The sequence below is a fragment of the Paraburkholderia edwinii genome (assembly GCF_019428685.1).
GTDB lineage: Bacteria > Pseudomonadota > Gammaproteobacteria > Burkholderiales > Burkholderiaceae > Paraburkholderia > Paraburkholderia edwinii.
On sequence record NZ_CP080096.1, the window covers coordinates 1,229,944 to 1,255,799 of the forward strand.

Annotated in this window: 26 protein-coding genes; 20 read left to right on the forward strand and 6 right to left on the reverse strand. The window is 60.9% G+C overall.

What is annotated here, in order from left to right; translation table 11 throughout:
- Positions 1–18 precede the first annotated feature (18 nt).
- The 8 genes from KZJ38_RS27235 to KZJ38_RS27270 all read left to right on the forward strand — a co-directional run bounded on the left by KZJ38_RS27235 (position 19) and on the right by KZJ38_RS27270 (position 7,499).
- Entirely contained in the window at positions 19–372 is a 354-nt protein-coding gene (locus tag KZJ38_RS27235; protein WP_219803070.1) for an FmdB family zinc ribbon protein, read from the forward strand.
- Positions 373–465: 93 nt separating this feature from the next.
- The gene (locus KZJ38_RS27240; protein WP_219803071.1) at positions 466–1,506 is read left to right on the forward strand and encodes an aliphatic amidase; all 1,041 of its coding nucleotides are present in this window, start codon (positions 466–468) and stop codon (positions 1,504–1,506) included.
- 436 nt (positions 1,507–1,942) lie between these two features.
- Positions 1,943–3,058, forward strand: coding sequence for a SpoIIE family protein phosphatase (locus KZJ38_RS27245; protein WP_246642164.1), 1,116 nt, complete (start codon positions 1,943–1,945; stop codon positions 3,056–3,058).
- Positions 3,059–3,074: 16 nt separating this feature from the next.
- Positions 3,075–3,638 (forward strand): SiaB family protein kinase, encoded by a 564-nt coding sequence (locus KZJ38_RS27250; protein ID WP_219803073.1) that lies wholly within the window; start codon positions 3,075–3,077, stop codon positions 3,636–3,638.
- 18 nt (positions 3,639–3,656) lie between these two features.
- The gene (locus KZJ38_RS27255; RefSeq protein WP_219803074.1) at positions 3,657–4,055 is read left to right on the forward strand and encodes a DUF1987 domain-containing protein; all 399 of its coding nucleotides are present in this window, start codon (positions 3,657–3,659) and stop codon (positions 4,053–4,055) included.
- A gap of 1 nt (position 4,056) precedes the next feature.
- Positions 4,057–4,782 (forward strand): GGDEF domain-containing protein, encoded by a 726-nt coding sequence (locus tag KZJ38_RS27260; RefSeq protein ID WP_425518419.1) that lies wholly within the window; start codon positions 4,057–4,059, stop codon positions 4,780–4,782.
- Positions 4,783–4,881: 99 nt separating this feature from the next.
- The gene (locus tag KZJ38_RS27265) at positions 4,882–6,432 is read left to right on the forward strand and encodes a class I adenylate-forming enzyme family protein (RefSeq protein ID WP_219803075.1); all 1,551 of its coding nucleotides are present in this window, start codon (positions 4,882–4,884) and stop codon (positions 6,430–6,432) included.
- A gap of 86 nt (positions 6,433–6,518) precedes the next feature.
- On the forward strand, positions 6,519–7,499 hold the full coding sequence (locus tag KZJ38_RS27270; RefSeq protein WP_219803077.1) for a helix-turn-helix domain-containing protein: 981 nt from the start codon (positions 6,519–6,521) through the stop codon (positions 7,497–7,499).
- Between the two features lie 27 nt (positions 7,500–7,526).
- Here the strand turns inward: KZJ38_RS27270 and KZJ38_RS27275 are convergent, their stop codons facing one another.
- Positions 7,527–7,862 (reverse strand): DUF4148 domain-containing protein, encoded by a 336-nt coding sequence (locus KZJ38_RS27275; protein ID WP_246642033.1) that lies wholly within the window; start codon positions 7,860–7,862, stop codon positions 7,527–7,529.
- Between the two features lie 241 nt (positions 7,863–8,103).
- Here KZJ38_RS27275 and KZJ38_RS27280 point away from each other — a divergent pair, with 241 nt between their 5' ends.
- A complete protein-coding gene (locus KZJ38_RS27280; RefSeq protein ID WP_219803078.1) occupies positions 8,104–8,502 on the forward strand; it encodes an MAPEG family protein in 399 nt (132 codons plus the stop codon).
- 52 nt (positions 8,503–8,554) lie between these two features.
- Here KZJ38_RS27280 and KZJ38_RS27285 read toward each other — a convergent pair whose 3' ends face one another.
- Complete coding sequence (locus KZJ38_RS27285; RefSeq protein WP_219803079.1) at positions 8,555–9,178, reverse strand: TetR/AcrR family transcriptional regulator; 624 nt, start codon at positions 9,176–9,178, stop codon at positions 8,555–8,557.
- Between the two features lie 133 nt (positions 9,179–9,311).
- Between KZJ38_RS27285 and KZJ38_RS27290 the strand changes: the two genes are divergently transcribed.
- Positions 9,312–9,797, forward strand: coding sequence for a DinB family protein (locus KZJ38_RS27290; RefSeq protein WP_219803080.1), 486 nt, complete (start codon positions 9,312–9,314; stop codon positions 9,795–9,797).
- 2 nt (positions 9,798–9,799) lie between these two features.
- Here the strand turns inward: KZJ38_RS27290 and KZJ38_RS27295 are convergent, their stop codons facing one another.
- Positions 9,800–10,558, reverse strand: coding sequence for a CerR family C-terminal domain-containing protein (locus KZJ38_RS27295; protein WP_219803081.1), 759 nt, complete (start codon positions 10,556–10,558; stop codon positions 9,800–9,802).
- Between the two features lie 187 nt (positions 10,559–10,745).
- Here KZJ38_RS27295 and KZJ38_RS27300 point away from each other — a divergent pair, with 187 nt between their 5' ends.
- Genes KZJ38_RS27300 through KZJ38_RS27310 form a run of 3 tightly spaced genes read left to right on the forward strand, consistent with a single transcriptional unit; the run spans position 10,746 to position 14,915 of the window.
- Positions 10,746–11,804 (forward strand): HlyD family secretion protein, encoded by a 1,059-nt coding sequence (locus KZJ38_RS27300; RefSeq protein WP_246642034.1) that lies wholly within the window; start codon positions 10,746–10,748, stop codon positions 11,802–11,804.
- On the forward strand, positions 11,782–13,413 hold the full coding sequence (locus KZJ38_RS27305) for an MDR family MFS transporter (RefSeq protein ID WP_425518420.1): 1,632 nt from the start codon (positions 11,782–11,784) through the stop codon (positions 13,411–13,413). Before KZJ38_RS27300 ends, KZJ38_RS27305 begins: the two co-directional genes overlap by 23 nt.
- Positions 13,414–13,421: 8 nt before the next feature.
- Positions 13,422–14,915 (forward strand): efflux transporter outer membrane subunit, encoded by a 1,494-nt coding sequence (locus KZJ38_RS27310; protein WP_425518421.1) that lies wholly within the window; start codon positions 13,422–13,424, stop codon positions 14,913–14,915.
- Between the two features lie 27 nt (positions 14,916–14,942).
- Here KZJ38_RS27310 and KZJ38_RS27315 read toward each other — a convergent pair whose 3' ends face one another.
- Positions 14,943–15,821, reverse strand: a complete 879-nt coding sequence (locus KZJ38_RS27315) for a LysR family transcriptional regulator (protein ID WP_219803087.1) — start codon at positions 15,819–15,821, stop codon at positions 14,943–14,945.
- A 71-nt stretch (positions 15,822–15,892) separates the two neighbouring features.
- Here KZJ38_RS27315 and KZJ38_RS27320 point away from each other — a divergent pair, with 71 nt between their 5' ends.
- Together KZJ38_RS27320 and KZJ38_RS27325 are read left to right on the forward strand one after the other, a co-directional pair.
- Complete coding sequence (locus KZJ38_RS27320; protein WP_425518422.1) at positions 15,893–16,840, forward strand: DMT family transporter; 948 nt, start codon at positions 15,893–15,895, stop codon at positions 16,838–16,840.
- Positions 16,841–17,008: 168 nt separating this feature from the next.
- Positions 17,009–18,202 (forward strand): sensor histidine kinase, encoded by a 1,194-nt coding sequence (locus KZJ38_RS27325; RefSeq protein WP_246642035.1) that lies wholly within the window; start codon positions 17,009–17,011, stop codon positions 18,200–18,202.
- On the opposite strand, the gene KZJ38_RS27330 is transcribed toward KZJ38_RS27325, so the two are convergent.
- Positions 18,194–19,642, reverse strand: coding sequence for an aldehyde dehydrogenase family protein (locus KZJ38_RS27330; protein WP_219803091.1), 1,449 nt, complete (start codon positions 19,640–19,642; stop codon positions 18,194–18,196). The genes KZJ38_RS27325 and KZJ38_RS27330 overlap by 9 nt on opposite strands.
- A gap of 311 nt (positions 19,643–19,953) precedes the next feature.
- Between KZJ38_RS27330 and KZJ38_RS27335 the strand changes: the two genes are divergently transcribed.
- A complete protein-coding gene (locus KZJ38_RS27335) occupies positions 19,954–20,613 on the forward strand; it encodes a M24 family metallopeptidase (protein WP_219803093.1) in 660 nt (219 codons plus the stop codon).
- 146 nt (positions 20,614–20,759) lie between these two features.
- Here KZJ38_RS27335 and KZJ38_RS27340 read toward each other — a convergent pair whose 3' ends face one another.
- Complete coding sequence (locus KZJ38_RS27340; protein WP_219803094.1) at positions 20,760–20,948, reverse strand: hypothetical protein; 189 nt, start codon at positions 20,946–20,948, stop codon at positions 20,760–20,762.
- A 525-nt stretch (positions 20,949–21,473) separates the two neighbouring features.
- Between KZJ38_RS27340 and KZJ38_RS27345 the strand changes: the two genes are divergently transcribed.
- The 4 genes from KZJ38_RS27345 to KZJ38_RS27360 all read left to right on the forward strand — a co-directional run bounded on the left by KZJ38_RS27345 (position 21,474) and on the right by KZJ38_RS27360 (position 25,807).
- Positions 21,474–22,637: a porin gene (locus KZJ38_RS27345; RefSeq protein ID WP_219803095.1), complete on the forward strand. Its 1,164-nt coding sequence runs from the start codon at positions 21,474–21,476 to the stop codon at positions 22,635–22,637.
- A 142-nt stretch (positions 22,638–22,779) separates the two neighbouring features.
- On the forward strand, positions 22,780–23,496 hold the full coding sequence (locus tag KZJ38_RS27350) for an FCD domain-containing protein (RefSeq protein WP_246642165.1): 717 nt from the start codon (positions 22,780–22,782) through the stop codon (positions 23,494–23,496).
- A 230-nt stretch (positions 23,497–23,726) separates the two neighbouring features.
- Positions 23,727–24,710, forward strand: coding sequence for a substrate-binding domain-containing protein (locus tag KZJ38_RS27355; protein WP_219803097.1), 984 nt, complete (start codon positions 23,727–23,729; stop codon positions 24,708–24,710).
- Positions 24,711–24,829: 119 nt separating this feature from the next.
- A complete protein-coding gene (locus KZJ38_RS27360) occupies positions 24,830–25,807 on the forward strand; it encodes a tripartite tricarboxylate transporter substrate binding protein (protein ID WP_246642036.1) in 978 nt (325 codons plus the stop codon).
- Positions 25,808–25,856 lie beyond the last annotated feature (49 nt).

The window sequence follows — 25,856 nt, forward strand, 5'->3', positions numbered from 1 at the left end:
TAACGTGAGGAGCCAGTCATGCCGGTTTACGACTTTCAATGCGCGAGCTGCGGCCCGTTCGCCGTGATGCGTAGCGTCGCCGCGCGCGATCTGCCGTTGCATTGCCCCGATTGCGGTGCCAGTGCGTCGCGCCTGATCAGCGCGCCGGCGCTCGCGCTGATGGCGGGCGCACAGCGCAATGCTCACGCGACCAACGAACGGGCCGCGCATGAGCCGCGCCAGACGAGCGGCGGTGCGGCGCGCCATCCATCGGGTTGCGGCTGCTGCAGCGGTTCGCGCATCTCGTTGGCGGGTGCGAGCGGCGGCGGCACGCAGCGAGATGGGCTCAAGCGCCCAGCGGGTAGCAGCCGCCCATGGATGATCAGCCATTGAGCGGCGAGCAGGGCGCAGCAACGTTGCATGTACAACGTCCGCCGTGCGGTGAGCGGCGATCGATCAGCATGAATTGAAACTGGAGGAGCAGCCATGCGACATGGTGACATTTCGAGCAGCAAGGACAGCGTGGGCGTAGCCGTAGTCAACTACAAGATGCCGCGTCTGCATACGAAAGCCGAAGTGCTCGAGAACGCCCGCAAGATTGCGGACATGGTAACGGGCATGAAGCAGGGCCTGCCGGGCCTCGATCTGGTAATTTTCCCCGAGTATTCGACGCACGGCATCATGTACGATCGCGACGAAATGTTCGAGACCGCAGCGGTGATTCCGGGTGCGGAAACCGAGGTGTTCAGCGCGGCGTGCCGCAAGGCCAACGTATGGGGCGTCTTCTCGCTCACCGGCGAACGTCATGAAGAGCATCCGAAGAAGGTGCCGTACAACACGCTGGTGCTAATCGACAATCACGGCGAGATCGTGCAGAAGTATCGCAAGATCATGCCATGGACGCCGATCGAAGGCTGGTATCCCGGTGATCGCACGTATGTGTCGGATGGGCCGAAGGGGTTGAAGATCAGCCTGATCATTTGCGACGACGGCAACTACCCCGAAATCTGGCGCGACTGCGCGATGCAGGGCGCCGAGCTGATCGTACGCTGCCAGGGCTACATGTATCCTGCGAAGGAGCAGCAGGTGATGGTCTCGAAGACGATGGCGTGGATGAACAACACCTACGTCGCCGTCGCCAATGCGACGGGCTGGGACGGTGTGTATTCGTATTTCGGTCATTCGGCAATCGTCGGTTTCGACGGGCGCACGCTCGGCGAATGCGGTGAAGAGGAAATGGGCGTGCAATACGCGGAACTGTCGTTGAGCCTGATTCGCGACGCGCGGCGCAATATGCAGTCGCAGAACCATTTGTACAAGCTGCTGCATCGCGGCTACACCGGCCTGATCAATTCAGGCGAGAGCATGCATGGCGTGGTAGCGTGTCCGTTTGGGTTCTATCGCGACTGGATCAACGATCCCGACGCGGCGCGCAAGAAGGTCGAAGCGCTGACGCGTACCGCACCGGGTACGCCCGAATGTCCGATCGAAGGCATTCCGGCGGGGCCGGTGACAGGGGAAGCTTGAGTAAGCGGTCAGTTTTTCTTTGGGCTTTGTCGAGTAAGCCCGTATTCAGTGCCGGCGCAAGCCGGCATTTTCTTAGGCTTTAGCCAGGCCTGAATTGCTTGCCGGCGATTAATCGGCATGTCAAACGTTTGCGTATTACTACATTACAAAATAGCGCCGTGCGCGCTGCGCATTTTAAGCAATTTCTGGATGTATGGCTTGGATGTGGTGATAAAACGGCGTTACCATGCGAGGCTATGCCAGACGTAATTTCTGTCACGCACAGTACACGTTGAACTATTAGCGTGCTGGCTTCCATTCACGATTGGCTAGCCTCATCATGCATCCAGCGTTTTCGCGGTTTCGCCGTTCCGGCGCGCAACGGGATCCACGGTCTGCCGGGGAACTGTGTCAGGATGTGCCCGCAGTCCGTTCGGACGATCCTAATTCGCTGGTGATGCAGATTTTCTCTTCGCGTCGCGATATGGCCAGTCTCGCGGTTACCGAAGACGACCGGCCAATCGGGCTTATCAATCGCGATATTTTCCTGTCGCAGATGAGCAAGCCGTTTCACCGCGAGCTTTACGATAAGAAAAGCTGCGTTGCGTTTATGGACAAAGAGCCGCTCGTTGTCGACGCGGACATGAGCATCGAAGCGCTGACATTCAAAACGGTCGAAGTGGGCGAGAAAGCGCTAATCGATGGTTTCATCGTGACGCGCGACGGAAACTTCGCCGGCCTCGGCAGCGGCTTGCAGCTGCTTGGCGCGGTCGCGGAAATGCAGGCGGAGAAAAACCGCCAGATCATGCAGAGCATCGAATATGCGAGCGTGATTCAGCGCGCCATGTTGCGCGAGTCGCGCGATACGCTCTCGGCGATGCTGCCCGATGCTTCGCTCGTGTGGGAGCCGCGCGATGTGGTCGGCGGCGATTTCTACCATTTCGCCTCGTTCTCCGACGGCTGGTTCGGTGCCGTGGCCGATTGCACGGGGCATGGCGTGCCCGGCGCGTTCATGACGCTGCTGGCTTCCGCGTCGCTGTCGCAGGCGCTCGAACAGATCGGGCCGCGCGACCCGGCCGCGCTGCTGGCGGCGGTGAATCGCAACGTCAAGGCGTTGATGGGGCAGGCGAACAGCACGGCCGAAGCGTCTCAATCGAACGACGGGCTCGATGCCGCGTTCTTCTGGTTCGACGCGTCGCAACGTCAATTGCATTTTGCCGGCGCGAGGATCGCGCTCAACGTGCTGTTGCCTGATGTTGCCCAATTCGAAACGATTGCCGGCGATCGCATGGGCGTGGGCTATGTCGACAGCCTCGTCGACTACGAATGGAATTTGAGGACCGTCTCGCTGCCACCCGGCAGTCTGCTGTTTGTTTGCACCGATGGTCTTATCGATCAGATCGGCGGATCGAAAAACATTTCGTTTGGGCGACGCCGCGCCTTGAGTCTGATCGCGCAGCATCGAGCGGAACCGGCGCCGGCAATTGGGGAGAGCCTGCGGCACTCGCTTGGTGAATGGCAAGCCACGCAAGCCCGCCGCGATGACGTCACTTTATTTTGTGCCCGTGTATAGCCATTAAATAACAAGAATGTCTTCAATACTCGAACAGGACAGCGCCTTCTACGACCTTGCGCAGAGGCGCAACGTGCTCTTTTATCATAAGGGCTACTTTTCCCATAACATCGTCGCCTCGATGGGCGAGGTAGTGAGGCTGCAACTGGAAGTCGCGGGCGTAGACGGCCCGACGCGCCGCAAGCTTTTTTCGGCGTTTGTCGAGCTGTCGCAGAACATCGTGCACTATTCGGCCGATGCGCTGCAGCCGGACAGTCAGAGCGGCGGCGCCATTCGCGAAGGCGCGGTATGCATCAGAAAAGATGGCGAGCGGCATCTGATGCTTTGCGTCAATCCGATTTCGACTGCCGACGTCGAACATCTGCGCACCAAGCTTGAACCGCTGCGCAATATGTCTTTGGAAGAAATCAAGCAGGCATACAAGGTCTCGTTGCGAGCCGAGACTCCCGAGGAGAGCAAAGGAGCAGGGTTGGGTTTTCTGACGATGGCGCGCGATGCCTGCGCGCCGCTCGAGTTCGCGTTTCACCCGCGCGCCGACGACCCTGAAACCACGCTGTTTTGCCTCAAGGCCATCATCTAAAGGAGGCGTACGAGCGCCATGGATAACCTGTACATTGCCGCAACGTCGACTTCTCCGGAAGTCGACTTCCGGTTCGATCAACACTCGCTGCTATTGAGGGGCGAGTCGTATCCCGAGAACGCGGCGGCGTTTTACGCGCCGATCATCGAGCAATTGCGGGCGTATCTCTCCGGGTGCGCCGAAGACGCGATGATCACCATCGATGTCGTCCTGACGTACTTCAACAGCTCGAGCACCAAGATGCTGTTCAGCATGTTCGATGCGCTCGACGGCGCGGCGCAGGCGGGTAGCCGCGTATTGATGAACTGGTATCGCGACGAAGAAGACGAAACCATTGCCGAGTTTGGCGAGGAACTGAAGTCCGATTTTCACGCCATCGAATTCACCGATCGCCCGGTCTCTCACCAAGGACAATAAAGTGTCCAGGATCTCCTCTGCGGATGCCTCTCTGAGCGACGTGCCGGATCTCTTCCAGACCGAGAATTACGCGCTGGAAAAGGCGCGCATGATCCATGCGAATGCCGACGTGGGCGAGCTCGGTTACCGGCAGTCGCTAGGAGAGCTGATTGCGCACTTCGAGCGCCTGATGCGCGAGACGCGGCGCCTGATCGGCCGCAGCGATCGCGCCGAACGCGAAATGCAGGCGCTTGCGCAGCAGCTCGCGTATCGCGCGACTCGCGATCCGTTGACGGGCGTGTTCAACCGCAGCGCGGTGATCGAGCGGACCACGAAGGTCCTGCAGACCAACAGTGCGGTGATGGTCGTGCTCGATATCGACGAGTTCAAGCGCGTCAACGACGATTTCGGCCATCCCACCGGGGACCGGGTCATCATGGGCGTGGTGGAGTGCCTGCGCCGGATAGTCGGTGACAAGGGCCTCGTCGGCCGCGTCGGCGGTGAGGAATTCACGGTGCTGCTGCCCAGATGCGATCCGGCCGATGCGCGCGTGCTGACCGAAAGCATGCGGCAAGCAATCGGCAGCTACGCGTTTGCGCCGCCGGTGAATCGCCGCGTGACGGCAAGCTTCGGCGTCAGTGCGAATCTGAAAGGAACCGACTTCGATACGGCGTATAGCCTTGCCGACGCCGCTTTGTATCGAGCCAAACGAAACGGGCGCGACCGCGTGGAACTGGCCGATCAATAAGCTCGCAATCCCTCGCCATCCGAACCGGATCGAGCGGCTCATTTTTTCCTCATTTTGCACGGGCACACTGCATCCATCGCTTAAAACGAGGGGGCGGCCATGGAAACGAGGGAAAAAACGGCGTTCCGGCCCTATGTCGACGTTCTGCTCGACCAGCTGGAAAAGCGTGCCGATGGCACGGTGCTGCGCTATCTCGACGAAGACGTAACCGGTAGCGCGTTTCGCGCTTCGATCTATCGTCATGCACGCGCGCTTGCGACGCTCGGCGTCGCGCGCGGTTCGTTTGTCGCGCTGTTCGCACCCAATTGCCCCGATGCACTCGCCATTCGCTATGCGGCGAACCTGCTCGGCGCGGCATCGATGTTCCTGCCCGCCATCGCATCGGCAGAGCATCGCGCGGCCTATATCGCGCGTCTTCAACCTACGATACTCGTTGCCTTCGCGCAGACGGCGCATCTCGTGCCCGCGGATGTCAACGCGCGCGTCGTCCTTGTCGATGCAAGCGGCGCTGCCGGTTCGCGCTTCGCCCGGCTGGTGCGCGTGCAATCCGCACTGCCGATGCGCTGCTGCGCGCTGCCCGACGATCTCGCGGTCATTGTTTCGTCGGGCGGCTCGACGGGCGTGCCGAAAGCGAGCCGGCGCAGCTTCGCTGCGTATTCGGCGATGGTCAGCGCGCCGAGCCGCGAGGACCGCCGTCAGCTGGTTAACGGCGCGCTGGCGTATCTGTCGCAAGTGCTTGTCGACAACACGCTGATAGGCGGCGGTACGGTTGTGTTGAAGCCTTGCCATCATGCTGCGCAAACGCTCGAGACGATCGAAGCCGAACGCATTACCGATGTGCTGCTCGTCGAGCCGCAACTGTTCGACACGATGGATCACCCGGACGTGCGTAAGCGCGATCTTTCTTCGCTGCGCTCGATCGCGCATATCGGCGGATCGGCGCCGGCGATTCTGCGGCGCCGCGCGATCGCGCGGTTCGGCCCGGTGCTTACACATCTGTATGGTGCGAGCGAAGCGGGACTGGTGAGCGTGTTGTCGCCAGCGGACTATCTGGCAGATCCGGGCATGCTGCATAGTGCGGGACGCATCCGGCCCGATGTCGCCGTGCGTATTCGCCGCGCGGACGGCACGCTCGCGCACGATGGACAGACCGGCGCCATCGAAGTGAAGTCCGCGGCTGTGGCGCAAGGCTATTACCATCAGCCGGCCGAGGAAGCGCGCAAGTTCAACGATGGATGGTGCGCGACGGGCGACGTGGGCTTCGTCGACGAACGGGGCTGTTTGCATGTGCTCGGCCGCGCCGCCGATGTCGCGACGATCGACGGCGTCGATATCGGTCCGGCGCAGATCGAGTCGCAGTTGTGTGCGTTGCCCGAAGTGCGCTATGCGGTCGCGGTCGCTGTGGCAACGGAAGATAACACTCGCGGATATCGGTGGAATGCCGTTGCCGTGCCGTGGCCGGGCAAGCGGATCGATGCGGAGCGCTGTTCACGCAAGCTTGAATCGACGTGCGGTATCAACGTCGCGCGTGCGGTGCGCGTGGTGGCGGCGCAGTATGTGCCGCTCACCGAACAGGGGAAGGTGGATCGTGCCGCGATCGCGCAGATGGCCTGGCTTGCGGGCGCCCTGCCTGGGGCGATGTGTGCCTGAACGGCTTCAACCCGGAACTTTCCTTTTTTGATAGTTGTCCATCCTTATAAATGGACAGGGAGTGGCGTTCATCTGTTAAAAGCAATATGAAAGCGAATACCACGTCTTATGCATGGAATGGAAAGCCGATAGATCGTCAGGCATGGATCGGCGCACTATCGAAGCGAGGCTGGCTCTGCAGCCTCGATGTCTCGCAGCTCGGCCGGTCGGCCATGGATATCGGGCACGCCGGTCAAGCCGATATCATCAATATCGATGCGGCGTGGCAGAGGCTTACGCCGGGCACACAGCGATCCATCGACCCTTGGGAGACGGAGTATCTGATCGTCAAGGCGGTGAAAAGCGGCGTCGTGTCGATCGAGCAGCGTGGCCGAACCATGACGTTCGGGCCGGGTGACATCGCTGTGCTCGATCCGCAACATGTATTCACCGTATCGTTGCGCGACCCCGCGCGCTTCTCGGCGCTACGCGTACCGAAGCCGGTCTTTCGCGAGCGCGGACTGCGTTCCAGCTTTCCTGCGATTCTTCATCCGGACCCTGCTTCAGCCGATGTTTGCGCGGTACGCGATGTACTGCTCAATTTGACGGCGCAAGGGGGCAAGGCTAGCGAAGCGCTACTCGCGCGTCTCGGCGGTCAGTGCATCGATCTGTTCGACGTGCTGATCGACAGCGGTGACGAGCCAGGCTCGCACCGGGCGGACGCGATCACGGTGCGGCGCGCGAAGCAGCTGATCGCACGTGATCTCGGCGACCTCGAACTCAATGTCGAGCGGATCGCCGATGGGCTGCATATGTCGGTTAGCAGCCTTACGCGTGCATTTCAGGCCACCGGCCTGTCGACCATGCGTTACGTGTGGTCGATGCGCCTCGAGCAGGCGGCGCGGCGCTTACTCGCCGACGCGTCGCATGGGACGATCAAGAGAATTGCCTACGAGTGCGGCTTCGCGAGCCATGCGCACTTCAGCCGCATGTTCAAGGCTCGCTACCAGATGACGCCGCGTGAATACGCGATCAATCGTGGGCGAGCGCGCGCCGCGGAAACAGCGAACCAACCTGAAGCCGATTGAATGGGCTGTGCGGCTCTGCTGTGCGGCTCAATTGGGCTGTTGTACCTGCTGGCAATCGGTCGCATACCACTGATCGACCTTTTTCTGGGCTGCCTGCAGATCGGCCGGATAGTACGGATCGAAGCCCCATGACGGGTTGTAGCCCGCTGCTTCGAGGGCGGCCAGCTGGCTCAGGTTGCGCTCGCGTGTGAGCGGCTCCTTGTTTCTGAGCGCGGTCAGGTCGCTACATTGCGTGGGAGTCAGATGCGTGCGCGCGCTTTGTTGCGCGCCGCTGCCGGCAGCGCAGCCCGCGAGCGCGGATACCAACACCGATGCCAACACAGACACATTCAGCATCGGCCGGAATTTCAGCGAGTGGTTCATGTCACGTCTCCCTTCAATGAGATAACGCTCATCACGCATGGTTTGTTCCCAACATTCCAGCGCGAACCTCCCTGACTGTTCGCATACAGCTATTGCCGCAAGCGCGAATCGAAGACACTGCCGACGAAAATCCCGTGCGCGCGCTTGACGTGTATTTAGATGGCATATATCTTCTAAAACCGCTTGCAAGGGCGTGCATTGCCGGTATGCTTGCGCCGCGATTACTTTCCGAACTCTCGCCATGCCGCTGCCCACTTCACTCGGCTTCGCCGGTGCCCTTTCACTGGTTAATCTCTGGCTCGCCTATCGTTGTGTGCGCATTCGTCTGAACGGTCCGGGGGGAGTGGGGGACCTCGGTATTCCGTCGTTGCTGGCTCGCATGCGCGCCCATGCCAACTTCGTTGAATATACGCCGTTTGTGCTGATTCTGATGGCGCTGCTTGAATATGCAGGCGGGTCGCGCGCATGGCTTCAAGGACTCGGCGCGGTCTATCTCGTGGGGCGTATCGTGCACGCGTTCGGCATCGAGCGGCCGAAGTTCACGATGCAGCTTATCGGCGCCCTGGTCACGTGGGCGGTGCTGCTTGCGCTGGCTGTCTGGGCGCTCTGGCTCGCTGTTCATTTTTCGACGGCTGCCTAGTTGTTGCGCGACGCATGTTGCGCGATGCACTCACGTACTCACCACTCACGCACTACTGCAGATATCGGACGATCAGCCTGGTCGCCTCGTCGACGAGCACTTCGAATGCTTCATCGGTAAGCTGTTCGGAATGGTGCAGGACGGCACTATGTGTGAGCGCTTCGATCGACGTGACGCAAACGAACGCGGCGAGTTCAAGGTCGACCTGACGAAACTCGTCGCGATGCGCGTCGAGATAAGCCCTGAACAGCGCATACGTCTCGCTGCTTAGCATTTCCATGCTCTCGGATTTACCGGTGCGCGGCATCTGCTCGGAGAGCACGCGATGTAAGGTCGGATCGATTCGATGGGCCTCGATGGCGGCGGCGATCAGCTTGCGCACCGCCTGCTCCATCGGCAGCGCCGCGACGTCGGTCAACGCACGGCGAACGACTTGCGTCAGTTCATTGCCATGACGTTCCACCACCGCCGCGACGAGTGCTTCCTTGCCCGGAAAATATTGGTAGAGCGAACCAACACTGACGCCCGCCTTTCCGGCAATCCGGTTAGTACTCGCTTTATCGAAGCCGTCCGTGACCAGAATGCGAGCAGTCGCTTCGATCAGCGCGTCGACGGTTGCGCGCGACCGCTGCTGAGTGGCGTGTTTCCTTGGTTTGGTGGGCGGTTTCCGCGCCATTTTTCGCGCTCCAAATGCGAGTAGGCAAATACGAGCTAGTACTCGTATTATGCATCTGGCCAATCGCCTGGCAACCCGAAAATCCGATTCCAGTCGAACCGTTCGTTGTGAGCGGTATAACAGGAGTGGCGTCATGACATGTCAGCCTTACTCGCAGCTGATTGCGATCAAATGCTGGGCCGACCGCGGCCTTTGCGATGTGCTAAGCGAGCAATTCGACCGGCTAGGCAAAGACGACGCTATCCTGATGCTTCGCATACTCGACCACATTCATGTGGTCGATCGGATTTTTCAGCACCATCTGCAGGGGCTGCCGCACGGCTTTCAGGCGCCGCGCTCGGACACGCTGCCGGAACTCGAGCCGCTTGCAAGAAGTATGAAAGAGGTCGACGAGTGGTACGCGTCTTATGTCGATAGTCTCGCGCGCGAAGACTTCGAGCAGCCTGTCGATTTCCTGTTTACGAGCGGAAAGCCGGCGCACATGCGGCGCGGCGAAATCGTTCTGCATGTGTGCCTGCATGGAGCCTATCACCGCGGCAATGCGGGCGCGGTGCTCCAATTGAAAGGCATTACGCCGAGCCGGGATGCGATTACGGACTTTCTTGAAGAAGCGGCGTGATGCTATTTGCGCGGCCTTGCTTTAGCGGCGCTTGGGCTGACGGTGGCTTTACGCGCTTTGTCCCGCTCGATGCTCCATTGCTCGAGCAGCGTGCGCGTCTGATCGCGTATCGTCGCCTTCAGCAGTTGAGCCTTTTCGGCGTCGATGCTTTTCCAGCGCAACGACGCAAGCGTCGAGCGATGCGCAACGTGGAAAATCACCATTTGCCCATTCAGGCTGAAGCTGCGGATCGCGGTGACCGGATCGTCGGCGGCGAGCCCGGAAATTCGCGCGATCAGTGCCGCGCACGCCTGGTTTAGCGGGTCGCGGATTTTACAAACGAGGATTTCCGACGCGCTTTCAGGTTCGTATCCGGCCTGCTCGCGCGCGAAGAACATGCGCCGGCCGGGCTTGCTGGTTTTGGCAAAGGCGGCGTCGGCGATCGCTTCCTGAATGCGCAGGAACGCATCGATCAAGGTAGCCGTGTCGGCGTTCTCGCGCAGCACGTTCTGCGCATGTTCGACGGCCGGTCCAAATGTTTTCCACGCTTCGTCGGCCAGCGCTTCGACGCATGCGCGATAGACGCCTTCCTTGTTCTCGAAGTAGTACTGCAGCGCCGGTGCGTTGACGCCGGCGCGTGCCGCGATATCGCGTGTCGAGGCGCCGTCGAAGCCGTATTCGCCAAACAGTTCGACCGCTGCATCGATGATCCGGTGGCGCGTTTCATCGCCGCGCGCATAGCCGCCATCGGGCGACCGGCGCAGCTTCTTTGCGGGGTTCATGCATTTTTCTCCGTTGCTCCCGAGAAATATAACACTTGACACAATTTTATCGGCTGGAATAATTATGCCAGTTGGAAAAAATTGGACCAAAATAATGTCAACAACCGCAGGCTCTCCTAACCGCCCTGTTCCGGCTGAACCCGCTAAAGGCTCTTCTGCCGCAGGCGCAAGGCGTCCCAGCCGGCGCATGGTGCTGATCGTGCTGGGTGCCGCCGCGCTGATCGTCGGCGCGCTCTGGCTCGTGCGCTGGTGGACCGTGGGCCGCTTCATCGAAAGCACCGACGACGCGTATTTGCAGGCCGACAGTGTGACGGTCGCGCCGAAAGTGGCGGGTTATGTCACGAAGGTATTCGTCGGCGATAACCAGGTCGTCAAGCCCGGCGATCCGCTGGTGCAGCTCGACGCGCGCCAGTATCAGGTCGCGCTGGACCAGGCGCTCGCCACGATCGATGCACGCAAGGCCGACATCGCACGCGCGCAGGCCGACATCAAGCAGCAGCAAGCCAACATCGCGCAGGCGCTCGCGCAGCAGCAGGTCTCGCGCGTGAGCGCGCGGCATGCGAGCGATGAGGTGCGTCGTTACGCGCCGCTTATCGCCACGGGCGCCGAAACCAGCGAACGGCTGTCGGAGCTGACGAGCAGCCGCGATCAGGCCAACGCCACGCTCGCCGCGAATGCGGCGGCCGTCGATGCGGCGCGCTCGCAGGTCGCATCGCTCACCGCGCAGCTTGCGCAGGCCAAGGCGCAACTCGAAGCGGCGCAAGCCAGCGCGGCGCAATCGCAGCTCGACCTCGACAACACGACGGTGCGCAGCGCGCTAGGCGGCAAGATCGGAGATCGCACCGTGCGCGTGGGCCAATACATGCAGCCGGGCACGCGGATGCTGACAGTCGTGCCCGTGCAGAACACCTATCTCGTGGCCAATTTCAAGGAAACGCAGGTGGGCCGCATGCGTATCGGCCAGCCGGTGGACATGCATGTCGATGCCTTGCCTGGCCACGATCTGCATGGTGTGGTCGACAGCTTTTCTCCGGGCACGGGCTCGCAATTCGCCTTGCTGCCGCCCGAGAACGCGACCGGCAACTTCACGAAGATCGTGCAACGCGTGCCGGTGCGGATTCGTATCGAGACGGGCCCGGAAACGCGTAGCGTGCTGTTGCCGGGGCTCTCGGTGACGGTCGACGTCGACACGCGTTCCGCGCGCGATCGCGATGCGCGCATCGATGCAGAGAACCAACGTGGCTAATTCATCCGCGCCGGCGCCCGGCGCCGCTTCTCATGCATCGCATGCTCCGCACTCCGAACCGCGTGCCAGCGCGAGCGACTGGATCGCCGTCGCCGCAGGCGCACTCGGCGCGTTGATGGCGACGCTCGATATTTCCATCACGAACTCCGCGCTGCCGCAAATTCAAGGCGAAATCGGCGCGACTGGAACTGAGGGCACGTGGATCTCGACCGGCTACCTGATGTCGGAAATCGTGATGATTCCGCTCGCCGCGTGGCTGACGCGCGTATTCGGCTTGCGCAATTTCCTGTTCACGAATTCGGCGCTATTCATTGCGTTTTCGATGATGTGCGGCTGGTCGCACACGCTGCCGATGATGATTGCCGGCCGCATCGGGCAGGGCTTCACCGGCGGCGCGCTGATTCCGACCGCGCAGACCATCATCCGCACGCGCCTGCCGCTGTCGCAGATGCCGGTCGGCATGACCATGTTCGGCTTGATCGTGCTGCTCGGGCCGTTGTTAGGGCCCGTCGTTGGCGGATGGCTCGCGGAAAACATCAGCTGGAGCTGGTGTTTCTTTATGAATCTGCCGATCTGTCTTGCGCTGATGACGCTGCTCGTGGTCGGCTTACCGTCGGATAAGCCGCACTGGGAGGCGTTTTTGAAGGCGGACTGGCTCGGCATCGTCGGCCTTGCGATCGGGCTCAGTTCGCTGACGGTGGTGCTCGAGGAAGGTCAGCGCGAGCGCTGGTTCGAGTCGTCGCTGATCATCTCGCTTACGTGCGTATCGGTGTTCGGCATGGTCCTGATCGGCGCTTCGCAATTGACGGCGAAGAAACCAATCCTGCGCTTGAGCCTGATGCGCAATCCGAACTATGCAAGCGTGATTATCATCGTGTCGGCAGTGGGCGCGGCGCTGTATGGCGTGTCGTATCTGCTGCCGCAGTTTCTCGGCATCGTGGCGGGCTATAACGCGGAACAGTCGGGCGCGATCATGCTGTTGTCCGGATTGCCCGCGTTCATGATCATGCCGGTCTTGCCGCGGATGCTGGCGAAGTTCGACTTCCGCCTGCTCGTGATCACCGGGCTGCTGATGTACGCGGCCAGTTGCATGCTCGATATCGATTTGACCGCGCAAAGCGTCGGGCACGACTTCGTCTGGTCGCAACTGATACGCGGCACCGCGCAGATGCTCGCGATGATGCCGCTCAATCAGGCGTCGATGGCGGCTGTGTCGCGCGAAGATTCGGGCGATGCAGCGGGTTTGTACAACATGGCGCGTAACCTGGGCGGGTCGATCGGCCTTGCGATTATCGGCACGGTGATCGATCGGCGCACGACGTTCCATACCGCGATGATTCGCGAATCGGTCAGCGCGAATTCGCTGATTGGTCAGGAAAACCTCGCAACCAACGCGGCTAACTGGTTCACGCATACGGGCGACATGGCGTACTCGCATATGCGCGCGCTTGGGCAACTCGCCACGCAGATCCAGCAGCAGGCCACTGTCATGACGTATTCGGAAACCTTCTATCTGCTCGGCATCGCGCTGCTTGCGTGCATTCCGCTTGCGCTGCTGCTGAAAACGCCGCGCCGGAATGCACCGGCGCCTCCGTCGGCTGGACACTAATGGCGCTTATGTCGCTTTTTCACATCAATATGACGTTCAACCGTCCTTCGTGTTCTGCAGTCGCGGCTGCTGCGTTGCTGTCCGCGCTTGTGCTTCCGGGCTGCACGGTCGGCCCTGACTATCGCGGCGCGCCCGCTGTCGCGCAGGATTCGACCGGCAGCAAGACCTTCGTGCGCGCGGCGAATTCCGGCACGACGATGACGCCGGCGCCGCCGAACCAGTGGTGGCTCGCATTCAACGACCCGCAGTTAAGCGAACTCATCGCGGCCGCGTTTGCGCATAGTCCCGATGTGCGTATCGCACAGGCGCGTTTGCGCGAATCGCGCGCGCAGCTCGATCAGCAGAATGCCAACGAGTTGCCGAAGCTGTCGGCGAATGCGGCCGCGTTGCGCGCGCGCGAGCCGGACCTGAGTGCGTTTAATAGCGGCAATAACGGCGGCAACGGAAGCACGTCGTCTTCGGGGCGCGGCCCGCTGCAACTCTATACGGCCGGCTTCGACGCGTCGTGGGAAATCGATCTGTTCGGCGGCACGCGGCGCGCGATCGAAGCAGCATCGACGAACGCGCAGGCCGTCGACGCCGATCTTGCGGATACCCAGGTATCGCTTGCGGCCGAGGTCGCTCGCACCTATATCGAACTGCGCGACGAGCAGACACGTCTTGAGATCGCGCAGCGTCAGGCGCAGACCGAGCAGAACATACTGACGCTCACGCAGCAGCGCCGCGCACGCGGCACGGCGGCGGACGTCGATGTCGAGCGCCTGACCACGCAGGTCGAGAACACGCGTGCGACGATCAGTCCGCTCGACGCGCAAGTGACCGATTCGCTCGACCGTCTCGCGGTGTTGACCGGCCGCGCACCCGGCGCGCTCGACGAACAGCTTGCCGCCACACGCCCGCTGCCGGCGTTGCCTCAGACCGTTTCAATCGGCGACCCATCGGCGATGTTGCAGCAGCGGCCCGACATTCGCGCAGCGGAACGGCGGCTTGCGTCGAGCAATGCGGAAATCGGCGAGCATGTTGCGGATTTTTTTCCAAAGGTGACTTTGCTTGGCGATATCGGCTTTAGCGCAAGCGATCCGGGTCATCTGATACGCAAGAGCAATTTTAGCTGGGTGACGGTGCCGTATCTGCAATGGAACGTGTTCGATTTCGGTCGCACGCTAGGCAGCGTGCATGCGGCCGAGGCGTCGCGCGACGAGGCAGAGGCTCAATACACGAAGACCGTGCTCGAGGCGCTGCAGGATGCGAATTCGTCGCTTTCACGCTATGGGCACCAACGCGAGCATCTCGTCACGTTGCAGAAGGTCGAAGCGTCGGCCACTCATTCGGCTGTGCTGATGCGGCAGCGCTATACCGCGGGCGTATCGACCTTGATCGATTTGCTCGATACGCAGCGCCAGGAGTTTACGGCGCAGCAGAATGTCGTTGCGGGGCAAGCCGAGTTGCTGAAAGACTTCGTATCGCTGCAGAAGAGCCTCGGTCTTGGCTGGCAGATTTGATCTCTCGACTAACTTGTTTGTTCGCGTTTATACGCTGCCTTGATCCGTGCCCTTGCCGAGCGCAAGCACGATCTGTTCATGCATCGCATCGACCGCCTGCGAGCGCACGGACTTCTTGCCTCGAACAAGCGCAACGTCGAGCTCCGGCAGATCGGGCAAGCCGTGCCGCGCATCGAGAATTTTCAGCGCGGGCGGCACGCTGCAGCGCGTCAGCACGGCGATCGCCATTCCGCTTGCGGCCGCGGCATGCTGGCCCGCGACGTTCGGGCTGTGATACACGATGCGATAGTCGCGCTTCTGGGCCGCCAACGCTGAAAGCGCGATGGCGCGCGGCAGACTGCCGGCCTCGTGCACCGCAATCGGCAGCGGGTCGCGGCGCCACGCTTCATGTTGTTCATCGCCGACCCACACCAGACCTTCGCGGAACAGCAGTGTGCCGCGCTCAGGATGATCGCGCGTGACGACCGCCAGTTCGAGCTCGCTGCGCTCGACTTTCGGTATCAGCACGGTGGACTGCTCGCAGACGAGCGTGACTTCGATGTTCGGATAGCGCGTCGAAAACTGGCGCAGAACGGAGGTGAGATAGGCCATCGCGTAGTCGTCGGGGACGCCGAGGCGAATGCGGCCGGTGATGTGCGCGCCATGAATGGCGGCCAATGCTTCCGCTTGCAATTCGAGCATGCGACGTGCGTAAACGAGCAAGTCCGCGCCGACCGGGGTGAGCGACACGTGCTTCGAATCGCGCGAAAGCAGCGGTTTGCCTACCGCTTCCTCGAGCTTCTTGATCTGCATGCTCACGGCGGATTGAGAACGGTAGACGAGCCTCGCCGCGGCGGTGAGGGAGCCGGTATCGACGACCGCCACAAATGCGCGCAGCCAGTCCGTTTGCAAGTCTTTGGGTTGCATGTCTTCTATTCGATTTTCGAAAGATTAAATCAATATAAATTCGCTTTTGCGATGCCGTCAATGCGCACAGAATGCGCTGCATGAAATCTTCGACATCGACTTCCAGTGTGATAAGCGACGCGCAATGCGCTGATGTGCAAAGCGCGGCCCGGCACGAGCAGGGCGGCGCCACGTTGATGGTGCTCGGCGGCGTCATGCTCGGCACCATTGGCATCTTTATCGAAGAGGCGGGGCAGGATCCCATCACGACCGTCCTGTTCCGATGCTTCTTCGGCGGCGTTGCGCTGTCGCTCTGGGGCCTTGCGCAAGGGCGCATCGCGGAACTGCGCCTGACGGGGCGCGCATTGCGCTATGCGGTCGCGGCGGGGTTGCTGATGGTCGTGAACTGGGGGCTTTTTTTCGCTGCCATTCCACGAACGTCGATTGCCGTATCGACCGTGATTTTTCATGTGCAACCGTTCTGGGTCATCGCGATGGGCGCATGGTTGCTGCGGGAGAAGATTTCGGCGCAACGCGCGGTAGCGACGGTCATCGCGCTCGTCGGTCTCGTGCTGGCAACAGGTGTGCTGAATGGCCACGGCCAACCAGGTAGCCGAGTATCGGCCGACTACTGGAGCGGCGTGGCGATGTGCCTCGTCGGCTCCTTCGCCTATGCGGGCGTCACGATGATCGCGAGAATGGCGACGCAAGTCAGTTCCTTTGCGCTTGCATGGTGGCAATGCCTGATCGGCCTGTTAGCGACGTGCTGGTGGCCCTTGCTGCATGGTCTGCCGGGTTGGGGCGTGGCGTGGGGATGGCTCGCGGGCATCGGGGTTATCCATACGGGCCTTGCGTATGTTGTGCTCTACGCGGGCATGAGCCGGTTGAAGACAGGCAATATTGCGCTGCTGCAATTTGTTTATCCGTTGACCGCGATTCTCGTCGACAGAGTCGTGTATGGACACGCGCTTGGATCAACGCAGATCGTCGGCGTATGCGTGATGGCGGTGACGTTGTGGTGTGTCAGGCGGATGCGTTGATGGGTTGTGCGTGCAAGCCGTGAGCGTGCGTATGAAATAAGGCCTGCGGGCAGAGGCGCGACGCATCGGGTGGAGGGAGGTATCCTGCGATTTGGAGATGCGATCAAGGTAAGATGAAGCGGTCGAGGTGCGACGCGCGCGCCCCTCTAATCCGAAGGAGCGACAACCGTGCTGAACGAGACGACGGGACCTCGCATTCATCAGATTAAGCAAGGCGTCAGGCTCGCGTCCGGCTTCGGGGACGGACTCAGAAAGAAGTGGAGTGTTTTGCGGGTCTCACCCGCACAGGCAAAGGTGCTCGCCGGCGCGCTCACGCTACTGATCTTTGCGTTGGACTGCTACTTACCGGTTCCGCTCAACGTTGCGAAGCTGTACCTGTTCGTCGTGATCGTGCTCGCCTGGACGCGATCCGTTCGATGGTTATGGGGCGGCGCTGCAATCGTAGCGGTACTGGCTGTCATTATTCTGATCTTTAGACACGGGGTCGCGGGTCCGCAAGATATCGCTGCGATCGATTGGGCGAACCGCTATTTTACGGCTGGCATGCTGCTGGTCATTGCGGGTCTTGTTCATAGCGGAATGGCGATACTGGTCGCGCGCCGGCATGCAGAGGAAGCGCTTCGGCGCGCCGAGGCGGACTTCGCGCACGCCGCGCGCATCTCGATGCTCGGCGAACTCACTGCATCGATTGCCCATGAACTGAAGCAACCGCTAGCGGCCATTAGTATCAATGGCCAGGCTGGGCTGCGCTGGCTCGACAGGCCGGAACCCAATATTGCGGAGGTGCGGGAGACGACTGCGCACGTTCTCGCTGAAGCGCGCCGGGCCGCCGATATCATCGATCATATTCGCGCGATGGCCATCCGGCGCGCGCCCGAGCAGTTGCCCGTATCGCTCGATGAACTTATCGAGGAGTCGCTAACGTTTCTGCGTCCTGAACTTGAGGCGCGCGGCGTGATCGTGTTTCACGAGTTCACTCCCGAAGCGCCGAACGTGCTCGCTGATCGCGTGCAGTTGCAACAGGTGATCGTCAATCTCGCCGTCAACGCGATGCAGGCGATGGAACAGGCGGACAGCCCACAGCGCCGAATGACTATCTCGACCTCCATGCCGAATGCCGCCACCGTGCGCTGCGCGATTGAGGATAGCGGCCCGGGCTTGATGTCCGATCATATGGGGCATCTTTTCGAGCGCTTCTTCACGACCAGGGAAAACGGTATGGGTATGGGTCTCGCGATCTGCCGCTCGATCATCGAGGCGCATGACGGGTGGATCGCGGCAGACACCGGTTCTGCCCACGGCGGTGCGCGCTTCTATTTCACGCTTCCTGCCGTCGATACGTGCGCATCGCTTTCACGTTAGCGCGAGCCAGACCGTCTTGGGTTCCGTGAAGTTTTCGATCGCTACATCGCCATGCTCGCGGCCGAAGCCGGAATCGCCCGAACCGCCCCACGGCAGACGCACATCCGTATAGCCGTAGGTATTGATCCACACGGTGCCGGCCTTCAGACCTGCGGCGACGCGATGCACGCGCCCGATATCGGCGCTCCATACGCCTGCGGCGAGACTATATAGCGTGCCGTTGGCGATTCGCACCGCGTCCTCTTCGTCATCGAACGGAATCACGCTCGCGACGGGCCCGAAAATCTCTTCCTGGGAGATGCGCATTTCATGCGCGACATTGGCGAACACAGTCGGTTCGATGAAATAGCCGCGCGCACCCGTTCGTTTGCCACCGGTGACAAGCGACGCGCCTTCCTGTTTGCCGATGTCGACGTAGTCGAGAACGCTCTGCATCTGCTTTTCGGAAATAACCGGCCCCATATGCGTGTCGCGCTGCGCCGGGTCGCCGAGGCGGATCGATTTCGCGCGCGTGGCAAGCCGTTCAACCACTTCGTCGTACACCGCGCGCTGCACGAGAATGCGCGAACCCGCCGAACACACTTGCCCCGCGTTGAAGAACACGCCCGATGCCGCAGCGCGCACGGCGTTGTCGAGATTCGCGTCGGCGAAGATCACGTTCGCGGATTTGCCGCCCAGTTCTAGCGTCACGCGCTTGAAATTGCTCACCGCGCCTTGCAGAATGCCGCGCCCCACAGACGGCGAGCCGGTGAACGTGACTTTGTCGATACCCGGATGTTTGACAAGCGCGTCGCCGATCACGGACCCTTTGCCGGTGACGATGTTAAGCACGCCCGGCGGCACGCCTGCTTCGAGCGCGAGTCTGCCGATACGCAGCGCGGACAGCGGCGTGATTTCCGCGGGCTTCACAATCAATGTGCAACCGCAGGCGAGCGCGGGCGCGATTTTCCACATGCCGATCATCAGCGGGAAATTCCACGGCACGATCGCAGCGACCACGCCGACCGGTTCGCGCAGCGTGTAGGTCAGCGCATCGGGCCGTGCGGGCACCACCTGGCCGTTGATCTTGTCGCACCAGCCTGCGTAGTACGCGAGCGTATCGATCGCGGAGGGCACGTCCTGGCGCAACACGCCCCCGATCGGTTTGCCGGCGTCGCGGCATTCGAGCTCGGCGATTTCATCCTGATGCTCACGCAGCAAGTCGGAAAAGCGCATCAGAATGCGGCCGCGTTCCGCCGCGCGCATCGCGTTCCACGGTTTCAATGCGGCACGCGCTGCTTGCACCGCGCGTTCGACATCCTCGACCGTGCCCTCGGCGACGAGCGCGATCGGCTCTTCGGTTGCAGGGTCGAGATTGGTGGAGTACTTGCCGCCGCCGGGCGGCACGGCTTCGCCGCCGATCAGCAGATCGTGGCGCATCAGTTCGCGGGGGTTGTTCATCGCGGCCTCTCATTCGGTGACGCGGATGGTTCATCGTCGCCGCGAGCGCCGGGCGGCGGACATTCATTATTTTTTATCATTATTATTGACGAACGTTTATGCGTTGGATTCATGCGAAAATTGCTCGATATATTCGTGTATATACGTCGAATATGCGGCGAAAGCCGCCGATCCGGCGACGCATACAATGTGGGACGGATCGCGGTGCACCAACTGTACTGAAGGGCATCCGCTGTAACTGTGCTCCTCTGCTGGACCTCGGCGGAGGCAGGTTGCGGAGTAATGCGTGAAGCAATAGATCGGAGTGACACATGAACATCGAAGCGAAACAGCAGGTGGGTCAGAGCTTTTCCATAGCGGCGATGCGGCACGCGCGTGACATGACCTGGGTGGCGGTTGAAAAGATCGCGGCGGCGATCCGACCAGGCATGCACGAATCCGAAGCGAACGCGCTGGGCAAGAAGCTGTTGCAGGAAATGGGCATGGACCGCATCTGGCACCCGGTGCTGATCCGCTTCGGCGAAGACACGCTACGGACCTTCAAGGAGCGCTCCGCGGGCGACCCCACGCTCGGTTCGGACGATATCTTCTTTATCGATCTGGGCGTGGTGTGGGATGGCCACGAAGGCGACGCCGGCGCGACGTTCGCTGTCGGCGACGACAACGATATGCAGCGCTGTGCCGAAGCGGCAAAGACGGTGTTTGACGAGGTTGCCAGGCATTGGCGCGACACCGGCTGCAGTGGTATCGCGTTGTACGAATATGCGGCCGCGCGTGCCGAGGCACACGGCTGGCGGCTTAATGTGGACATCAAAGGCCATCGCGTGAGCGACTTCCCGCATGCCATCTACAAAGCCGGCAATCTTGGCGATTTCGACAAGCAGCCGGCCGCGGGCTTGTGGATCCTCGAGATTCAGATTGCGCATCCCACGCGTGCGTTTGGCGCGTTTTACGAAGATCTGCTTGTGTAAAGCGTAGCGTTTTGATGCACCCAACTTGAGCTACCTTGAGCTGCGGCGCATCGACGTCATTGTCGAAGACAGCATCAATCCCGCCGTCTCGCTTGCAAACGAAAAGCCGGGCATGACGATTTCGCGGAAGTACGCCTTAAGCGCGGTCAAGGCGATCCGCCGTCGACAAAAAAAGTGGGGCGCGCCAGCACGACGCGCTCGATGGTTGCGCCCGCATCGAATTGCGCGCATTGCCTGAGATGGCGCAGAAACAGCGCGACAACGTCCGTATTGCGAATCGCGATCGACGCCCATGTCGGTCGTGTCGGTCGTGTCGTCGGCGAGTGCAGCGCCAAGGATGCTCTTGATCAAGCGCATCAACCTTCCGTTGAATCCAGCGAGGTACGCGGCGAGCGTCGCGCGGCCGAATACACGGACTCTGTTCGTCAGCGTTGAAAAAGGATCCGCGGTCCACGGTGTCCGATGCTCGTCTTCAATCTATGCGAAATGCATCATTCCGTCGCGAGGAATGGCGGCGGCGGAGTTCGACGCACCGAAATTGATAGCGCAGTAAGTCATTTCGATTCGAATTGTCAGTGAAAACCCTGGAACTGAAAAAGTGTTGACAGTTTGCATAAGACGATAGACACTTCGCATCAAGCTGATTCGTCGCAGTAAGGCAATCGGCGAAGCGCCGGTGTCGAGTGATCTCTCGCCTCTCGGGCCGGCGTTGGAGGAGACGGATGCGAGCACGTGCAGCGGGCCATTCACGGCCTTGCGCTTCGCGGCTCGATATCGACGAAGAGTCCGCAGCCTGTTCACGCACACGAACCGGCGGCGGGGTGTCCTTGCAATCTCAACTAGAAACTAAGGATCCCGAAATGACAGTCAGGAGGGTGCAGCAGGTGTTATCTGTTATCGCGCTGGGCGGAATGGCCGGCGCGGTGCATGCACAAGGCAGCGTGACGCTTTATGGTTTGACGGATGCCGGCATTAGCTACGTGAACAACGCGGCCGGCGCCGATGGTAAAAGCCATAGCCTTGTGAAATTCGACGACGGGATCGATGGCGGCAACCGCATCGGTTTCAAAGGCACCGAAGATCTCGGCGGCGGATACAAGGCGATCTTCACGTTGGAGAACGGTTTCGGCCTCGCGGACGGCTCGATCAGCCAGGGCGGCGCGCTGTTCGGTCGTCAGGCGTTTGTCGGTGTGACCAAAAAAGATATCGGCACGTTTACGCTGGGCCGCCAGTACCCGTTTTCGCACGACTATCTGAACCGGTTCGCGACAGGTGGCCTCACGGTCGGCGATGCGTACATGTATCACATCGATACGCTCGATCTGCTGACGTCGGTGCGGATCAATAATTCCGTGAAGTTCAACAGCGCGCAGTTCTACGGCTTCCGCGTTGGCGCGATGTACGGCTTTTCGAATCAGGCCGGCGAATTCGACGGCTCGAACGGAAATAATGGCAGCGGCGGATCGTCGAGAACGTACAGCTTCGGTGTCAATTACAACAACGGCCCGTTCAGCATGGCGTTCGCGTACACCGATATCACCTATCCGCTGCAAACTGCGCCGCCGCTCAAACTCACGCTTGCGAATCTCGCGCCGCTCGGCGAACGCGATCTGCGTACGTATGGTGTCGGCGCGAAGTACCGGTATGGGCCCGCGCTCGGCTATGCGTTGTGGACTAACACGCGTCTCGAGAATCTCGATCACAGCGCTGCGACGCTGAACATTTATGAAGGCGGTGTCGTGTACAACATCACGCCGGTCTGGATCGGGGCGCTCGGCTACACGCGCACGCAGGTGACGGGATCGGCGAACGGCACGTGGAACCAGTTCAATAGCAGCATCGAATATCTGCTGAGTAAGCGCACGAGCGTGTATGCGCTCGCGATCTATCAGAAGGCGTCCGGTTCGAACAATGGTGTACCGGTACAGGCGATGATCGGCAAGTCGACGAGCTACTTCGGTAATTCAGGCAGCGATGCGCTGAATCAGCTCGCATTCCGGATCGGGATACAGCACAAATTCTGATCGAAGTCCCGGTTGAAATGGACCGGAGTGGGTAGCGCAAGTGGGGACGATACGTGTTATGCAATCGTCAAAAAGTAAAGTGTTGACAGTTTTCACATGGCAACCTAGACTTCTTTGTATGGAAATCGATCAAAAACCGACTATGGTCTCCCTTGCCGAATTTCGTGCTCACACGCTAACCGGCATGGTCCAGCATGAAATCGAGCGAATGATATTGAGCGGCGAGCTCGCTCCCGGCAAACGGCTGAATGAAAAGGCCGTGGCAGACAAACTGTCTGTCAGCCGCGGCCCGGTACGCGAAGCGTGTCGGGCTCTCGCCGAACTGGGCCTCGTGTATCTCGTGCCGAATCGCGGCGTATTCATCAAGAAGGTCACGCGTGACGATGCGATCGAGGTCTACGAGCTGCGCGCAGGCTTCACGGCGCTATCGGCGTCGCTGCTCGCACCAGTTCTCACGCCGGCGATGGCCGAAAAGCTCGACGCTTACGTGGACGAAATGCAGGAGGCCGCCGAGCAGGGCGACTTTTCGCGCTTTGATCCGCTCAATCTCGAGTTTCACGACTACATCGTCGAATCGACCGGCAATTCGCGGTTGATCAAGGTGTATCGCGGCTGCGTGAAGGAGTTTCATCTGTTCCGCGTGCACGGCATGGTTCAGCGCGGCGCGCTGCTCGCGTCGAATGAAGAGCATCGCGAGATTGTCGATGCGCTAAAGGCGCACAACGCAGTGCTCAGTTACGACAAGAGTTTCAGCCACGTCTCGAAGGGTAAGGAGCGCATGCTCCAGGCACTCGACGATCTGGCGAAGAACGCCGCTGACGATCAGAGCGACGAAGAAATCGACGACTCGATCGCCTGAATAAGCGGCGACTCCGTCTCATACGCGGCAGCGGTCGTCGCGTGACAAGCCTGATGAGGCGGGGTCGCATCTAATGTCGAAATAACTGCCAAAAAAGTCGCCGCGGCAAAGCGACATTTCATTATTTCGTACACCGAAATGGTGGCGCGTTTTTGTGGTGGAAGTTAACCGGTGAATTCGCACGCGTTCGCGCGGTGAATTCGATTATCAGCAACCAGCAGCCCATCCGTATGCTCGAACTATCGCTTGCATGCCAACTGACGGACCGCACACGAGCACTCATCGACGGCAAAGCAGCCATCGACGGTTGCAACATCAACTTTATCAATGGCCCTGCGGAGGAACTGTTTCAGCGCGCTTTCCGGCACGGCGAGTTCGACATCGCTGAACTGTCGCTCGGCACGCATCTGATGACGACCGCGCACGGGCAAAGCCGTTATGTCGCGATTCCAGTGTTTCTGTCGCGCTCGTTCAGGCATTCCGCGATTTACGTACGGGGTGACTGCGGCATCGAGCGCCCTGAGATGCTCAAAGGCCGCAGGATTGGCGTGCCGGATTTTCAGCAGACGGCCGGCATCTGGGTGCGCGGCATGTTGAACGATGAATACGGCGTGCGCAGCAGCGACGTTCGCTGGGTAACCGGCGGGCTTGAGCAGACGGGCCGCCAGGCTCGCGTGCCGTACAGCCTGCCCGAGGAGATCCACGTCGAACCGATTGCGGCCAGCGACACGCTGGCCATGCTGCTCGATCGCGGCGAGATCGACGCGGTGATCGCGCCGAAGCCGCCGTCATGTTTCGGTCGCAATCCGGACGTTCGGCGTCTCTTCCCCAAGTATCGTGAGGCGGAAGAGGCATGGTTCGCGAAAACGGGACTTTTCCCGCTGATGCATGTGGTCGGCATTCGCCGCACGCTGGTCGAAGCGCATCCGTGGTTGCCGGTCAACGTCTACGCGGCGTTCTGCAAATCGCGCGACATTGCGCTGGGCGAGCTGTCGATCATGGACACGCTGCGCGTCATGCATCCATGGCTCGTGTCGGAAGTCGAGCGCGTACGGGCGCTAATGGGTCAGGACTTCTGGCGCTACGGGGTCGCAGAGAACCGCGCGGACCTCGACACCTTGCAGCGTTATGCGAAAAACGACGGATTGATCGAGCACGAAGTACCAATCGAACAGCTATTCTCAGGCAGCACGTTCGACAGTTTCCGCTTCTAGTCCCGCTTCAGGTCGCGACGCGCAACACGCGAATGACGCGCGAAACGTACGCGACACCTTGTACAGAAACACGAATAACCCTGCATACAGGAGACGAAGTAATGAGAAGGAGGCAAGCTTTGACGGCGATCGCAAGTGCGGGTGCTGCGCTTCTGGTTGCAAATCCCGTAATGAGCTTCGCGGCCGAAACATGGCAACCGCATCGGCCCGTCGAAATCGTCGTGCCGAGCGCGCCCGGCGGTGGGCTCGATCTCGTCGCGCGCACCTTGCAAAGCGTGATCCAGCAGGAAAAGCTGTCGAGCCGGCCGGTCACTGTGCTCAATCGTCCCGGCGGCGGCGGTACGGTCAGCATCGCATATATCAACTCGCACGAGGGCGACGGGCATTACGTGACGGTCCAGGCGTTGCCGCTGATCACAAACCATATCACCGGCCTCAGCACCATCGGGCTCAACGACGTGACGCCGCTCGCGGTGTTCGTGACGGAACAGGTGGTGTTTTCGGTGCCGGGCAACTCGCCGATCAAATCAGGCAAAGACCTCGTCGACATGCTGAAGAAAGATCCGCAGAGCGTCGCGATGGGCGTATCGAGTTCGCCCGGCGGTCAAAGCCACGATGCCGCAGCGCTCGTGATCAAGGCTGCGGGCCAGGACCCGAAAAAGCTCAAGGTCGTGTTCTTCGATTCCGGCGGCGAAGCGATGACCGCGCTGATGGGCGGACACGTCACGGTTGCTGCCACGCCGGCCGGCGTCGTGCTTGGGCCGAGTGAGGCAGGGCGCGTGCGCATGATCGCGATTCCGGGCCCGCATCGCGAGCAGGGTGCGCTTGCGAACGTGCCGACCTGGAAAGAGCAGGGCCTCGATATCGACTTCACGACATGGCGCGTGCTGGTCGGGCCGAAAAACATGACGCCTGCCGAGATCGCCTGGTGGGACAACGTGCTGAAGAAGGCAACCGCGTCGCCGGAATGGGCGACCGCGGTCAAACGCAATCTTTGGACTGCGGATTACAAGGACAGCGCGCAGACCCGCGCCTTCCTGCAAAGCGAACAGGCGCGGCTCACGCCGCTGCTCGGCGATCTCGGTCTCGCCAGATGAGCGTCCGCTCCTCCTTTTAACCTGCTTTAACCCGCTTTAGTCCCTTCGA